Origin of the sequence: Microbacterium zouquanmingi (genome assembly GCF_052266675.1) — a bacterium.
Classification (GTDB): Bacteria; Actinomycetota; Actinomycetes; order Actinomycetales; family Microbacteriaceae; genus Microbacterium.
Genome location: NZ_JBQPRA010000002.1, coordinates 604,176 through 619,262 on the forward strand (window position 1 = coordinate 604,176; position 15,087 = coordinate 619,262).

A 15,087-nucleotide genomic window follows, 5' to 3' on the forward strand; every position below is an offset into this window, starting at 1 on the left:
CACACCGCACCCGGCCGCAAGGGGTAACGACGATGACGTCAGCACAACAGAACTCTGCACCGCGCAGTCGCGCAGACCTTGAGGAGCGCCCAGGCGCGCGACTGTGGTTCACGGTGATCGTGATCGGGCTGGTCGGCCAGCTCGCCTGGACCGTCGAGAACATGTATCTCAACGTGTTCGTGTACGAGACGATCACGCCGGACCCCGCGGCGATCGCCACGATGGTCGCCCTCAGCGCCGTGGCGGCCACCGCGGCGACCATCTTCGTCGGCGCGTGGTCAGACCGGCTGCGCAGACGCCGCGTCTTCATCGCGATCGGCTACATCGCCTGGGGCCTGTGCACCGCGGGCTTCGGGCTGCTGGCGCCGGATTCAGGTGCCGTCGCGGCGCCGTATGTGCTCGCAGCGGTCGTCGGCGTGATCGTCCTGGACTGCGTGATGAGCGTGTTCGGCTCTGGGGCGAACGATGCCGCTTTCGGCGCCTGGGTGACCGAGTCGACGACTGTCCGCACCCGTGGGCGGGTCGACGGCGTCCTGGCGATCATGCCGCTGATGGCCATGCTGCTGGTGTTCGGTCTTCTGGACCCTCTGACACGCGCGGGGGAGTGGCGGTTGTTCTTCGCCGTCGTCGGTGCTGCCACCGTGGTCACGGGATTCATCGCCTGGTTCCTCGTCAAAGAGGTGCCGCGGGATGCCCTTCCGGCAGGCTCCCACGGTCCATCGGTGGCCGCACGGCTGATCGAGGGATTCCGCCCCGCGGTGATTCGCGCGAACGCGCCGCTGTACCTCTCGCTGGTTCTCTGGCTGGTCATCGGCACCTCAAGTCAGGTCTTCTTGCCGTACGTGATCATCTACCTGCAGTACTGGCTGCAGGTCGACTCCTACGCGCTCGTGCTCGGCGTATCGCTCATCGCTGCGGCCGTGATCAGTGTGCTCGGAGGTCGGGTCATGGACCGGGTGGGCAAGCGGCGGGTGCTGCTTCCCGCGGCAGCACTGTTCGCGGTCGGTCTCGTGCTGATGTTCTTCGCTCGAGACATGGTGTTCGTCATCGTCGCGGCATCCCTCGCGCTTGGCGGCATGATGCTCGCGGTCGCGTCGATCTCGGCGACGGTGCGCGACGAGACGCCGGACGGACGCGCAGGGATGGTGCAGGGACTGCGCATGGTCACGGCGATCATGGTCCCGATGATCGTCGGACCATTCCTCGGTGCGTGGGTTATCTCCGGGGCTGGGCAGACGTACGTCGACCTCGGTGTGTCCAAGCCCGTCCCAGGTCCTGAGATGTTCCTCGCCGCTGCGGCGGTGCTCGTCTTCGTGCCGGTGCTTGCCATCGTCCGTGCGCGGATGGAGCGACGCCGATGACGACGGATGCTGTGCCGTTCCCCGAGTATCCCAGGCCGCAGTTGCGGCGCGAGAACTTCATGATCCTCAACGGACGATGGGACTGCGCGTTCACCGCCGCAGGAGTCTCGCCCCAGTCTTGGGACGGCAGCATTCTTGTGCCCTTCTCGCCCGAGGCCGCGCTCTCCGGCGTCGGACGACAGCTGCAACCGGACGAGTCGTTCTGGTACCGCCGGAGGCTTGATGTCGCAGCGAAGCGAGGGCATCGCACCCTGCTGCACTTCGGCGCGGTCGATCAATCGTGCCGTGTGCTCATCGACGGAGTCGAGGTCGCCGCGCACATCGGCGGCTACCTGCCGTTCACCGTCGACATCACACGCGCTCTGGGCGTCGGCGACGTGCACGAGCTCATCGTCGAAGTACGCGACGTCAGTGACACATCGCACCATTCGGTCGGCAAGCAGCGACTCGACAGAGGGGGCATCTGGTACACCGCGCAGTCGGGAATCTGGCAGACCGTCTGGCTCGAGATCGTTCCAGACGAGCACGTCACCGGGCTGCGCCTGCGGACCCCCGATGCGCGGACGGGAGCGGCGACCGCATCCGTCGAGATCACCGTCGAGGCGGCGAGTGCCGCCCCGGTTGCGGTGATGATCAGTCAGGCCGGACAGCGCGTCGCGACCGCCCATGGGGCCCCAGGAGAAGCCCTCCAGCTGCAGATCGCCGAGCCACGGCTGTGGACACCGGAGGATCCCCATCTCTACGACATCGAAGTGACCCTCGGCGATGACCGGGTCACCAGTTACGCAGGGGTCCGAAGTGTCGGTGTGCAGCCGGATGCGAACGGGATCCCGCGCCTGCATCTGAACGGCGACCCGTACCCGCACATCGGCGTGCTCGATCAGGGGTACTGGGAGCGCGGTCTCTACACCCCGCCTGACGATGCGGCACTGGAAGCAGACGTCGTCGCGATGAAGGATCTCGGATTCACGATGATCCGCAAACACATCAAGATCGAGCCGCTGCGCTGGTACCACCACTGTGACCGGCTCGGCATCCTGGTGTGGCAGGACGCGGTAAACGGCGGTGAGCGCTACAAGCGGTGGGTCGTCTCGGCCCCCGCCATCTCACCGCATGTCGGGATCTCCGATCACCGCTACGGCGCGTTCGGAAGAGCAGATGCCGAAGGCCGGGCAGAGTTCCTCGACGAGCTGGATGCCACGGTGGATCTGCTGCGCAACTCGCCGGCGGTTGTGACCTGGGTTCCCTTCAACGAGGGCTGGGGGCAGTTCGATGCGGCGGAGGTCGCTGAGCGGGTGCGCCAGCGCGACCCGGATCGGGTGATCGATCATGCGAGCGGATGGCATGACCAGGGCGCAGGAGACCTGCGCAGTCTGCACGTGTACTTCCAGCCGATCCGTCCTGCGCGCTGGTGGCGGCGCGATGGCAGGGTGCTGGTCGTCTCCGAATACGGTGGATACAGCCTGCGCCTGCCCGGGCACAGTTATCCCGAGAAGGAGTTCGGCTACCGGCGCTTCGAGACGCGCGAAGCGCTCACCGAAGCGTATGAGAAGCTGCATCGTCGTGAGGTGCTTCCCGCGATCGCCCAAGGGCTGTCAGCGACGGTGTACACCCAGCTGGCAGATGTCGAGGACGAGTCGAACGGCCTGCTCACCGCTGATCGGAGCGCTGTGAAGCCGGACCCCGATATCGTGCGCGCGTTGAACGCGCAGTTCCGCGAGATGTTCGAAGAATCAGTCAAGGAGAGTGCTGAACGATGACCGAGCGCGAGATCACGAGTCCCGTCCCGTTGTGCTTGCCCAACGGCGATCTCAACCCGGATGCCGTCGGCTGGAGCCGGACGCCGCTGCATGACACCTCGGGAATCGCGCGCGGCATCCGCGACCGCGGCCGCAACAAGCGCTGGGAGTACTGGGCGATCGTCAGCCCGACCCACATCATCTCGATCACCGTGTCGTCTCTCGACTATGCCGCCGTGCACGGATTCTGGGTGCGCGATCGGCGGACTGGAGTTACGACCGATCGAGGCAAGATCGGCGGTCCGTGGACGGCGACGCTGCCGCCAACACTGGGTGAAGGACCGGCGACGGCGAAGACGCGTGATCTCGAGATCGAGATCACCGAGGTGCGAGGCGCCACCAAGATCACCGCGAAGGCACCGGGGCTGTCGGTGTGCATCAGCGCGGAACGGGAGACCAGTCACGAGTCGATGGCGGTCGTCGTGCCGTGGAGCAGGAGGCGCTTCCAGTACACGGTGAAGGACGTCGTGCGTCCGGCGATCGGGCACATCGAGATCGATGGGGTCGTCACAGAGCTCGAGAATGCGTGGGCCGTGCTCGACCACGGGCGCGGGCGCTGGCACCACGACGTGCGCTGGAACTGGGCTGCCGCGGTCGGCCACACCGACGGGCACCTGGTCGGGCTGCAGTTCGGTGCCAGATGGACCGAGGGCACCGGCATGACCGAGAACGCCCTGATCGTCGATGGGCGGACGACGAAGATCTCGGAGCAGCTGCGCTGGGAGTACGACCTCGAGCGTCCCATGGAGCCTTGGCGCATCACCGGAACGGACGTCGACGTCACACTGACGCCCGAGTACGACCACACCTCGCGCACCAATCTGGGGGTGATCGGAACGCGAGGCGATCAGGTGTTCGGAACCTTTGACGGCTGGGTGCGCGTCGATGGCAGACGCATCGAGATCAGCTCACTGTTCGGGTGGGCAGAGGACGTCGCCAACCGCTGGTGATGCTCAGCTGACGAGCGCTCCGGCCTGTTTGGCGGCGCCGAGAGCGACGTACTCCGCGGGCTCCGGCACCTCGATGGGAAGGCCGAGAACCTGGGCGGCGACCTGCCGCACAGCTTCGGACTGCGCTCCGCCGCCGATCAGGAGCGCGCGCTCAAGCGGGATGCCGAGAGCGCGAAGCGCGTCAAGACCTGCACCGAGCCCGCTCAGCATGCCTTCCACAGCCGCGCGGGCGAGGTTGGGGCGGGTCGTGGAGGCCAGAGTCATTCCAGACACCGTCGCCGTGGCATCCGGCAGGTTCGGGGTGCGCTCGCCCTCGAAATACGGCACGAGAGTGAGCCCGCCGGCGCCAGCGTCCGCCTCCAGCGCGAGTGCGCTGAGGTCGTCGAGAGAGACACCCAGCAGGGATGCTGTGACAGCCAGCACCCGCGCCGCATTGAGCGTCGCCACCAGGGGGAGGAAGTTGCCGGTCGCGTCGGCGAAGCCGGCGACCGTACCGGACGGATCCGTGACAACGCGCTCGCTGACCGCGAAGACCGTTCCGGACGTGCCGATCGAGACGACGACATCGCCGGGGGCTGCGCCGAGTCCGAGGGCTGCGCCCGCGTTGTCTCCGGCGCCCGCTCCGACCAGGCGATCAGAGGCATCGCGCACTGACTCGTCGGGGCCGAGAACGCGGGGGAGCGCCGCGTCATGACCGAGAGCGGCGATCAGCAGTTCGCGGTCGTACTCGCCGGTGGCTGGATCCCAGTATCCGGTGCCTGAAGCATCCGAGCGGTCGGTGACGAGCTCGTCGAGCACGGGGCTCTCCGGCCCGAAACCGCGCAGCCGCCAGGTGAGCCAGTCGTGCGGAAGCGCGACGGCCGCGACGCGAGATGCGCTCTCCGGCTCGTTGTCGCGCAGCCAGCGCAGCTTGGTGATGGTGAACGACGCCACTGGGACGAGCCCTGTGCGAGCAGCGAGCTGCTCGGCGCCGAACTCAGCGATGAGCTCTTTCGCGGCATCCGCAGAACGAGTGTCGTTCCAGAGGAGTGCATCGCGGATGACGCGGCCTTCGGCGTCGAGCGCCACCATTCCGTGCTGCTGGCCGCCGATCGCCCACGCGGAGACGTCATCGAGTCCGCCGGCCTCCGTGAGCGCGATGTTCAGCGCCGTCCACCACGCCTCGGGGTCGACTGACGTGCCGTCAGGATGGGAGGCGCGACCGGTGCGCACGACGGCACCGGTCGCGGTGTCCACCACGACGACCTTGCAGGACTGGGTCGAGCTGTCGACCCCGAGAGCAAGCGGCATGATCAGCGCGCGCCGAGAAGGTGCTCTGTGGCGAGCTGCTGCAGGCGAACGAAGCCGAAGCCCTTGCCGCCGAGGTAGGCGTCTGCGTCGAAGTCCTCGTAGGCGCTGCGGTCGGCGAGGAAGTCGTCGTAGCTCTCGCCCGGGTTCAGAGTCGGCTGTGCGAGCTCGTCGACCTTGGCAGCAGCCAGTGCTTCCTGGACCTCGGGGTCGGCGCGGAACGCAGCGGCACGCTCCTTGAGGAGCAGGTAGGTGTGCATGTTCGCTGCGGCCGAGGTCCAGACACCCGTCTCGTCCTCGGTGCGCGACGGCTTGTAGTCGAAGTGGCGAGGGCCGTCGTAGGCGGGAACGGGCTGGGTTCCTGAGCCTGTCGAAGGGCCACCGTTCTCGAGCAGGTCGACGAGCGAGAATGCGTTGTGCAGATCGCCGTGACCGAACACGAGGTCCTGGTCGTACTTGATGCCGCGCTGGCCGTTGAGGTCGATGTGGAAGAGCTTGCCGTGGTACAGCGCCTGCGCGATGCCAGCGGTGAAGTTCAGGCCCGCCATCTGCTCGTGGCCGACCTCGGGGTTCACGCCGAACAGCTCGGAGCGCTCCAGCGAGTCGATGAAGGCGATCGCGTGGCCGAGCGTGGGCAGCAGGATGTCGCCGCGGGGCTCGTTGGGCTTGGGCTCGATGGCGAAGCGGATGTCGTAACCCTTGTCGGTGACGTAGTCGCCGAGCAGGTTGACGGCCTCGCGGTAGCGCTCGAGTGCCTGGCGGACGTCCTTGGCCGAGTCGTACTCTGCGCCCTCGCGGCCGCCCCACATGACGAAGGTCTTTGCTCCCAGCTCGGCACCGAGGTCGAGCTGGCGGAAGACCTTGCGCAGCGCGTAACGACGCACGTCGCGGTCGTTCGAGGTGAAGCCGCCGTCCTTGAAGACGGGGGCGCTGAACAGGTTCGTGGTGACCATCGGCACGATCAGCCCGGTATCAGCCAGCGCGCCCTTGAGGCGGTCGATCTGGGTCTGACGCTCGGCGTCGGTGGAGCCGAAGGCGAAGAGGTCGTCGTCGTGGAAGGTCAGACCGTAGGCGCCGAGCTCAGCGAGCTTCTCGACAGCGTGCACGACATCGAGTGCCGGACGGGTAGGGCCGCCGAAGGGATCGGTGCCGTTGTAGCCGACGGTCCAGAGACCGAAGGAGAACTTGTCTTCGCGGGTGGGGGTGGGCATGGCTGCTCCTCTTCAAGCGGTGGCTCAATATAAGTTGTGATAGACAACATAAGCCATCGAGGGCCCGTCCGCAATTGCAATCGCCGGAGACGATTCTCAGCGTCGAGGGGCGGCGGTGGATTCGCGCACGACGAGTGTCGTCGGCATCCGGATCGGCTCCGGTGTGTGTCCCCGCAGCACGTCCAGCAGCATCCGCACGGCGGCGGTTCCCATCTCGGGCAGCGGCTGGCGCACGGTCGTGAGCTGTGGTGTGTGCGAGGCGGCATCGAGGATGTCGTCGAAGCCGACAACCGAGATATCGTCCGGCACTCGCAGTCCGCGCTCCGAAGCGATGCGGATCATCTCGATGGCAGACAGGTCGTTTGCCGCGAAGACCGCGGTCGGGGCGTCCGGCAGGTCGAGAATCTCTCGTGCCGCCTCTGTGGAATCCGAGGTGCGGTATCCGCCATCGGCGATGAGTTCGGGATCGAAGGGGATGCCGGCCGACTCGAGGGCCTCACGGTATCCGCGCTCTCGTTCCCGAGCGGATTCGAGATCGATGCGCCCGCGCAGGTGCGCGATCCGGCGGTGGCCGAGCGAGATGAGGTGCTCGGTCGCTGCGCGCGCCCCCTCGACGTTCGCAACCCCCACGGTGGCGGGGTCATCTGCGCCGATGTGGGGGTCGACGGAGACGATCGGCACCGAAGTCTTCGTGCGCGTGGTGGTGGGTGTGACCAGGATTGCCCCGTCGATGAGTGTGCCGCCCAGGCGTGACAGGGATCGGTGCTCCCAGCCGAGGTGGTCGCCGGCCGATACCGTTCCGGCGTACGCGAGAACGTCGTAGTCGGTGTCCTGGAGCGCGCTGGAGACTCCGCGCAGCAGCTGGAGCGAGAACGGCTCGAACTCGGCCACCAGCACGCCGATGACGTTCGTGCTGCGACGGCGCATCGAGGTGGCGACCAGTGAGCTCTCGTATCCGAGATCGGAGACGACGCCCATCACGGTCGCCATCGTCTCGGGGGAGACCCCGTATCGCCCGTTGATCGCTTTGGACACCGTTGCGACCGAGACTCCGGCAGCACGGGCGACGTCGTTGATCGTGATCCGGCCATTCATGGCTTCACTATAGCCAAGGTGTCGAAAACGTTATCGATAACGTTTGACACAACGTGATCTCGGATGCCAGAGTAGGCGCACGGCATATTGGGGTTGCTGGCAACAAATGACCGCAACGGCCGTATCATCGCTCACGCAGCGGTGCGAACACCCTACAAAGGCAATCACTCGACGAAGAGGAGAACACGGCATGAAGATGCGCAGCGCGAGGGGGGCGGCGGTAGCCGTCGCAGCCCTGATGGTAGTGGGCCTGACGGCCTGCTCTGGTGGATCCGGCGACACCGCAGAGGGTGGAGACGTCGAACTGACCATGTGGCACAACTCCACCACCGGTGATGGGAAACAGTACTGGGATGATGCGTCCGCAGCATTCACCAAAGAAAACCCCGAGGTGACCATCAAGGTCACCTCCATCCAGAACGAAGACATGGATGGCAAGCTGCAGACCGCCGTGAACTCGGGCGACATGCCGGACATCTTCATGGCTCGCGGTGGCGGCAAACTCGCAGACATCGTTTCTGCGGGCAAGGTCAAAGACCTGACTGACGCCATCGACCCCGATGTGAAGAGCGCATTCGGCGAAGCGCCGTTCGCGGCCTTCACGGTCGACGGCAAGATCTACGGCATGCCCAGTGCTGTGCTGCCGGGTGGAATCTTCTACAGCAAGGACCTGTTCGAGCAGGCCGGCATTGCTGAAGAGCCCAAGACGCTCGATGACCTCGATGCCGCCGTCAGCAAGCTCAAGGATGCCGGCATCCAGCCGATCGCCCTTGGTGCAAAGGACGCATGGCCGGCAGCGCACTGGTATTACTTCTTCGCGCTGCGCGCCTGCGGCCAGGACGTCATTTCCAACCTTGTCACCGACCCCGACTTCACGAACGAGTGCTGGCTGACTGCTGCGGAGAACCTGGCAGACTTCGCGGGCACCGATCCCTTCAGCGAGGGCTTCCTGACGACCTCCGCACAGGAGGGAGCAAATTCCTCGGCAGGACTCGTGGCGAACCACAAGGCAGCCATGGAGCTCATGGGCGCCTGGAACGTCGGCGTGATCGCGAGCCTGACTCCCGACGAGCAGCCGCTGCCTGACCTCGGCTGGTTCCCCTTCCCCGAGGTTCCCGGCGGCGAAGGCGAGGCCGGAGCGATGATGGGTGGCGTTGACGGCTACTCCTGCTCGACAGATTCTCCGGCAGCGTGCGAGGACTTCCTCAACTTCGTCTCCTCGAAGCAATGGCAGGAGAAGTACGCTGAGGCCTTCCAGACCATCCCCGCGTCGCAGGAGGCTACCGGTGCTGTCACCGACCCGTCGCTGATACCGCTGATGGAGGCCTACAGCCAGGCTCCGTACGTCGCGCTGTGGCTGGACACCGCGCTCGGCCAGAACGTCGGAAACGCGCTGAACGTCGGCGTCGTCGAGATGCTCGCAGGTCAGGGCACGCCCGACAAGCTCGTCGAGCAGATCACCACGGCTGCAGCGAGAGGCTGAACCGGCACATGATCGACACCCAGGTCACGGCGAACGCCGTGCCTGAGAACGCCCACACCGGGGCCGGCAACTCGCCGGCCCCGGTGCGGCGGCCGCGACGCGTCGACTGGCGCAAGCGCGGTGAGATCGCTCTCCTCTCAGGTCCCGCCCTCATCGTCTTCGTCGGCTTCGTCATCTTCCCCGTGGTGATGGCGTCGTACTACGGCTTCTTCAAATGGAACGGGTTCGGTTGGCCGACCGAGTTCGTCGGGCTGGACAACTACGTTCTGCTCTGGCAGGACGAGAGCTTCCGCAACGCGGTGACGCACAACTTCATCATCGTCGTGCTGTCGCTCGTCATGCAGGGCCCGATCGCGATTCTGTTCGCACTGCTGCTGAACCAGAAGATTCGCGGTCGCTCCATCATCCGTGTGCTCATCTTCATGCCCTACGTGATCTCCGAGGTCATCGTCGGCATCGGATGGAGCCTGATGATGCAGGACGCGGGGGCACTGAACTCTCTTCTCGAGAAGTGGGGCCTCGGTGCATTCCAGCAGTCCTGGCTCGCTGACCCCTCCATCGCGATCTGGACGCTGATGGTCATCATCACGTGGAAGTACATCGGCTTCGCTGTGATCCTCATGCTCGCGGGCATGCAGTCGATCCCCGAAGAGCTCTACGAGGCGGCTGCCATCGACGGCGCCGGCTTCTGGAAGATCCAGTGGCACATCACGCTGCCGTTGCTCGGACCCACGATCCGCATCTGGGCGTTCCTGTCGATGATCGGCGCGCTGCAGCTGTTCGACCTGGTCAACATCATCTGGGGCCAGTACATCTCTGCCACCGCAGGCACGTCGACGATGGCGACCTACATGTATCAGAACGGTCACCTCGCCGGCAGCTACGGCTTCGGAAACGCTGTGGCGGTGACGCTGTTCCTCATCTCCCTGGTCGTCGCCCTCGTCTACCAGCGCTTCGTGCTGCGTCGCGACACCGAGGGTGCAGTGACCGGCGAAAGCGGAAGGAAGAAGAAGTGACGACCGAGAACCTGAGCACGTCGCTGCTCGTCCAGCCGAAGAAGCCCGGCGGTGTGCGCCGTGCGCCGAAGGTGCGCTGGGGAAGCCCCGGCGTCTACCTCATCGCGATCGTCCTGATCACCATCTGCATCACGCCCGTGCTGTACATCATCATCGGCGGGTTCCGCACGAACTCCCAGATCACCCTGGATCCGTCCGGCTTCCCGGCACCCTGGCAGCTCGCCAACTACGGTGACGTGCTGGCGAGCTCCGAGTTCTGGACTGCGATGCTGAACTCCACGATCGCCGCAGTCGGCACCACAGTGGGCGCGGTGCTGCTGGGGCTCATGGCCAGCTACGTGATCGCCCGTTACGACTTCGGCGGACGAGGCCTGATGTACTCGGTGTTCGCTGCAGGGCTGATGTTCCCGATCACCGTCGCGATCACGCCGCTGTACCTGCTGATCCGCAACCTCGGGCTCGTCAACAGCCTGGCCGGGATCATCCTGCCGCAGATCGCTTTCGCTCTGCCGACGACCATCATCATCCTCGTGCCGTTCCTGCGAGCGATCCCGAAAGAGCTCGAAGAGGCTGCATCCATCGACGGTGCATCCCGACTCGGGTTCTTCTGGCGGATGGTCATCCCACTGAGCCTGCCCGGCGTCATCACCGTAGGCATCCTGGCTTTCGTCGGCTCCTGGAACGGCTACATGCTGCCGCTGTTCATCCTCAGCGATCAGAGTCTGTTCACGCTCCCACTGGGTGTGCAGAGCTTCGCCTCGCAGTATTCCGTCGACACGGCACGTGTGCTCGCATACACGTCGCTGTCCATGGTTCCTGCCCTGATCTTCTTCAGCTTGTTCGAGCGCCGCATCGTCGGCGGACTCACCGGCGCGGTGAAGGGCTGATCATGACGAGCGATACTTTCTTGGAGGCACCTCAGATGACCGCGGAGATTCCCGCATTCCCCGTCGCATCAGAGCGGGTGAGCGCACTGCTCGCGCAGATGACGCTCGAGGAGAAAGCGGCACAGCTGGTCGGCTATTGGCTCGACCAGGGTGGCGAGGTCGTCGCACCGATGCAGAACGAGATGGGAGGCGGCGGTCACTCTGAGGCGCTGGCAGAGATCACCCGTCACGGCATCGGGCACTTCACCCGCGTGTACGGCACGAGGCCAGTCGACCCCGTGGAACGAGCGGCGTGGCTGTGGACGGAGCAACGGCGCCTGAAGAGTGAGACGCGCCTCGGCATCCCCGCCATCGTGCATGAGGAGTGCCTGACGGGGCTTGCGGCGTGGAAGGCTGCGACGTTCCCGACTCCGCTCGCATGGGGAGCCTCGTTCAACCCTGATCTGGTTGCCGAGATGGGTGCGCTGATCGGGAAGTCGATGCGGGAGCTCGGGATCCATCAGGGGCTCGCTCCGGTGCTCGATGTGGTCCGCGATCCTCGCTGGGGGCGGGTCGACGAGTGCATCGGAGAGGACCCGTATCTGGTCGGTACCGTCGGCACTGCGTATGTGCAGGGGCTGCAGTCCGCAGGGGTCCACGCGACTCTCAAGCATTTCCTCGGGTACTCGGCGTCGCGCGCGGGGCGCAACCACGCGCCGGTCTCGGCCGGTCCGCGCGAGATCGCCGATGTGTTCCTCCCGCCGTTCGAGATGGCGATCCGCGACGGCGACGTCCGCAGCGTCATGAACAGTTACGCGGCGATCGACGAGATCCCGGTGGCATCCGACCCGGAGCTGCTGACGCATGAGCTGCGGGAACGCCTCGGCTTCGACGGTGTCGTGGTCGCAGACTACTTCGCGGTCGCCTTCCTCGAAGTGATGCACGCGGTCGCTGCCGATCGCGGCGAAGCCGCGGAGCTCGCGCTGAAGGCAGGCATCGATGTCGAGCTGCCTTCGGGGGACGCGTATCTCGCACCGCTCCTCGATCGGGTGCGCGCAGGCGTCCTCGACGAGGCGTACATCGACCGCTCCGTGATCCGTGTGCTCATGCAGAAGGAGCAGCTCGGTCTGCTCGAGCCCGACGTGTTCGAAGACGGCCCGCCCGCGGAGATCGACCTCGACACTCCGCGCCACCGGGAGGTGGCGCGGCGGCTGGCTGCGCAGTCGCTGGTGCTGCTGTCGAACGATGGCGTCCTGCCGCTGGCATCCTCTGCCCGGCGCATCGCGCTGATCGGACCGAACGCCGATCGCACGGATGCGTTGCAGGGATGCTATTCCTTCGCGAACCACGTGCTGGCCCACCACCCGGGATTCGAGAACGGGTTCGAGATCCCGACGGTGCGCGAAGCGCTCGTCGCCGCGATTCCGGATGCCGAGATCGTGCATGTCCGCGGTGGCGAGGTCGAAGGCGATGACCGTTCCGGCTTCGCCGAAGCCGAGCAGGCTGCGGCGGACGCCGACATCGCGATCGTGATCATCGGCGACCAGGCCGGGCTCTTCGGCCGCGGAACGGTGGGGGAGGGAAACGACGTGGAGTCACTGGACCTTCCTGGTGTTCAGCGCGAGCTCGTCGAGCGGATCGCGGCGACGGGAACCCCCGTCGTCATGGTGCTGCTCACGGGTCGCCCCTATGCGATCGAGTGGGCGCTCGACACGGGTGAGGCACGTCCTGGCGCAGTGCTCCAGGCGTTCTTCCCCGGCGAAGAGGGAGCGACAGCAATCGCAGACGTGCTGACCGGCGCCGTTTCGCCATCCGGCAGGATGCCGCTGAGCCTGCCTCGGGCAGCGGGTGCGCAGCCGTACAGCTACCTGCATCCGATTCTCGGCGGACCGTCGGACGTGACCTCGACCGACCCCACGCCGGTGCGTCCGTTCGGGTTCGGCCTGACGTACACGTCCTTCGAGTACACGGACTTCGTCGTCGATGCGCAGGCAACGACTGACGGACGCTTCAGTGCCTCGGTCACCGTGACGAACGTGGGCTCCCGAGAGGGCGCGGACGTCGTGCAGCTGTACGGGCGCGACCTCGTCGCATCCGTCACTCGCCCCGTGACTCAGCTGCTCGGCTACGCGCGGGTGCCGCTCGAGCCAGGCCAGTCGCGTCGAGTAAGTTTCGATGTTCCTGTGACGAGGTTCGCCTTCACCGACCGGCGACGGGTGAAGGTCGTCGAACCCGGTGATGTCGCTGTCTGGGTGGGGTCGCATGCGGCTGCGACCCCTGACCTCGAGCGCGGAGATACGACCGGTGGTGCGATCGTGAACTCGCGTGATCGTCATCACCGCGACTTCGGTGCCTCCGCCACGCCGGCACGGGTGCTTCCGCTCATCGGTGAGGTCCATGCCGTCACGGGGGCCGATGCTCGTCTGGTGGAAGTCTCGTATTCGTGATCACGGCGGCCAACCCCATCCTTCCCGGGTGCTTTCCGGATCCCTCGATCTGCCGGGTCGGTGAGGACTACTACCTCGTGACGTCGACCTTCGAGTACCTGCCGGGTCTCCCGATTCTGCGATCGCGCGACCTCGTGCACTGGGAGACCATCGGCTGCGCGATCGATCGCAACGGGATGCTCGATTTCGACCGGATCGCGTCGTCCGGCGGACTGTACGCGCCGACGATCCGACATGACGGAGAGCGGTTCTGGATCGTCTGCACGATCGTCGATCAACAGGATGATTCGCGCGGAGGCAACTTCGTCATCACCGCAGAGGACCCCGCAGGTCCATGGAGTAATCCCGTCTGGCTCGATGTCCGAGGGATCGATCCCTCGGTGGCGTTCGACGAAGACGGTCGGGTGTGGATGCATGGGACCAGGCTCGCCGACGATCCGCTGTGGTTCCATCAGACCGAAGTCTGGGTGCGGGAGTACTCCCGCACCCAGCAGACACTCGTCGGTGAAGAGCACGTGATCTGGCATGGAGCGGTGGATGGGGTGGTGTGGGCTGAAGCGCCGCACCTGTACCTGATCGACGGCCGCTGGTACCTGATCGCGGCGGAAGGCGGCACGGAGTTCCATCACGCAGTGAGCGTTGCACGCGCTGACGAGGTCACTGGCCCCTACGTCGGCAACCGGGCCAATCCGGTGTTCACCCATCGGCACCTCGGTCGGAGCTCGCGCGTGATCGGTGCGGGACACGCCGACCTCTTCCAGGCCCCGGACGGCTCATGGCAGGCAGTCATGCTCGCAATGCGTGCGGCGGACGGTCATCACTACCCGCTGGGACGCGAGACCTTCTTGTGCGCCGTCGCGTGGGAGGACGGCTGGCCCGTGTTCGCCCCTGGGCGTGGAAGCCTGGCCCAGGCGATCGAGATTCCGTGGTCGGATGCGGCCGTGGACGATCGCACCTGGCAGCCGGACGCGCGAAGGGCAGGCATCGTGCTTCCCGATGACCCGCGCTGGACGTCTCTGCGCGCGGTGCCGCGATCGATCGCCACCTCTGACGGCGACGGATGGACGCTGCCGGTGAGGTCAGAGACTCTGACCGATGCGGGAACAGTGGCATTCGTCGGTGTGCGGCAGCAGCACGACCACGTCGATGTGACGGTCGATCTCGACGTGTCCGCGCTCGCCGTGGGTGAGACAGCCGGGCTGGTCGTGCGGCAGTCCGAGAAGGACCACGCGAGCGTGCAGGTCACAAGAACGGATGCTGGACTGCAGCTGAGCAGCGTGCAGTGCAAGGCGGGCCGCGACACAGTCAGTGACGGACAGGTCGTCCCAGCCGAAGCAGCCGTCACTCTCGGTGTGCGCGCTCGCGGGTACGACTACCAGCTCGTCGCAGGCGGCGAGGTGCTGGCGCGCGCTGACGGGCGCGAACTGGATGCTTCGTCGACAGGCGGCTTCCTCGGAATCTGGCTGGGCGTCTTCGCGACCAGTCATGGGCGTGAACCGCACGGCTGCGTGGGAATCCGCGACTTCCGCTACGAGCCCTCCGAGGATGAGGCGGTCGCGCCGGTAGCCTGAG

General features: G+C 66.0%; 11 protein-coding genes. 8 read left to right on the top strand and 3 right to left on the bottom strand.

The window, feature by feature from the left end; all coding sequences use genetic code 11:
* Nucleotides 1-32: 32 nt before the first annotated feature.
* Genes ACTU6V_RS06885 through ACTU6V_RS06895 form a run of 3 tightly spaced genes read left to right on the top strand, consistent with a single transcriptional unit; the run spans nucleotide 33 to nucleotide 4,110 of the window.
* Nucleotides 33-1,361 carry an MFS transporter gene (locus ACTU6V_RS06885; RefSeq protein WP_443467312.1) on the top strand — a complete coding sequence of 443 codons (1,329 nt, stop codon included), beginning with the start codon at nucleotides 33-35 and terminating at the stop codon, nucleotides 1,359-1,361.
* Nucleotides 1,358-3,121 carry a glycoside hydrolase family 2 protein gene (locus ACTU6V_RS06890; RefSeq protein WP_443467311.1) on the top strand — a complete coding sequence of 588 codons (1,764 nt, stop codon included), beginning with the start codon at nucleotides 1,358-1,360 and terminating at the stop codon, nucleotides 3,119-3,121. The genes ACTU6V_RS06885 and ACTU6V_RS06890 overlap by 4 nt, the downstream gene beginning before the upstream one ends.
* Complete coding sequence (locus ACTU6V_RS06895; RefSeq protein WP_443467310.1) at nucleotides 3,118-4,110, top strand: DUF2804 domain-containing protein; 993 nt, start codon at nucleotides 3,118-3,120, stop codon at nucleotides 4,108-4,110. The genes ACTU6V_RS06890 and ACTU6V_RS06895 overlap by 4 nt, the downstream gene beginning before the upstream one ends.
* Nucleotides 4,111-4,113: 3 nt before the next feature.
* Here ACTU6V_RS06895 and xylB read toward each other — a convergent pair whose 3' ends face one another.
* From xylB to ACTU6V_RS06910, 3 genes are all read right to left on the bottom strand, one after another.
* Nucleotides 4,114-5,400 carry a xylulokinase gene (gene xylB / locus ACTU6V_RS06900; RefSeq protein ID WP_443475294.1) on the bottom strand — a complete coding sequence of 429 codons (1,287 nt, stop codon included), beginning with the start codon at nucleotides 5,398-5,400 and terminating at the stop codon, nucleotides 4,114-4,116.
* A 2-nt stretch (nucleotides 5,401-5,402) separates the two neighbouring features.
* The gene (gene xylA, locus ACTU6V_RS06905) at nucleotides 5,403-6,608 is read right to left on the bottom strand and encodes a xylose isomerase (RefSeq protein WP_443467308.1); all 1,206 of its coding nucleotides are present in this window, start codon (nucleotides 6,606-6,608) and stop codon (nucleotides 5,403-5,405) included.
* Between the two features lie 96 nt (nucleotides 6,609-6,704).
* Nucleotides 6,705-7,703: a LacI family DNA-binding transcriptional regulator gene (locus ACTU6V_RS06910; protein WP_443467307.1), complete on the bottom strand. Its 999-nt coding sequence runs from the start codon at nucleotides 7,701-7,703 to the stop codon at nucleotides 6,705-6,707.
* Between the two features lie 190 nt (nucleotides 7,704-7,893).
* Here ACTU6V_RS06910 and ACTU6V_RS06915 point away from each other — a divergent pair, with 190 nt between their 5' ends.
* From ACTU6V_RS06915 to ACTU6V_RS06935, 5 genes are read left to right on the top strand one after another with little or no spacing between them, the layout of a single operon-like run.
* Complete coding sequence (locus tag ACTU6V_RS06915) at nucleotides 7,894-9,186, top strand: extracellular solute-binding protein (RefSeq protein ID WP_443467306.1); 1,293 nt, start codon at nucleotides 7,894-7,896, stop codon at nucleotides 9,184-9,186.
* A gap of 8 nt (nucleotides 9,187-9,194) precedes the next feature.
* Entirely contained in the window at nucleotides 9,195-10,202 is a 1,008-nt protein-coding gene (locus tag ACTU6V_RS06920) for a carbohydrate ABC transporter permease (protein WP_443467305.1), read from the top strand.
* Nucleotides 10,199-11,089, top strand: coding sequence for a carbohydrate ABC transporter permease (locus tag ACTU6V_RS06925; RefSeq protein ID WP_443467304.1), 891 nt, complete (start codon nucleotides 10,199-10,201; stop codon nucleotides 11,087-11,089). The genes ACTU6V_RS06920 and ACTU6V_RS06925 overlap by 4 nt, the downstream gene beginning before the upstream one ends.
* A gap of 2 nt (nucleotides 11,090-11,091) precedes the next feature.
* Entirely contained in the window at nucleotides 11,092-13,515 is a 2,424-nt protein-coding gene (locus tag ACTU6V_RS06930) for a beta-xylosidase/alpha-l-arabinosidase (RefSeq protein ID WP_443475295.1), read from the top strand.
* On the top strand, nucleotides 13,512-15,086 hold the full coding sequence (locus ACTU6V_RS06935; protein WP_443475296.1) for a glycoside hydrolase family 43 protein: 1,575 nt from the start codon (nucleotides 13,512-13,514) through the stop codon (nucleotides 15,084-15,086). Before ACTU6V_RS06930 ends, ACTU6V_RS06935 begins: the two co-directional genes overlap by 4 nt.
* Nucleotide 15,087: the final 1 nt, after the last annotated feature.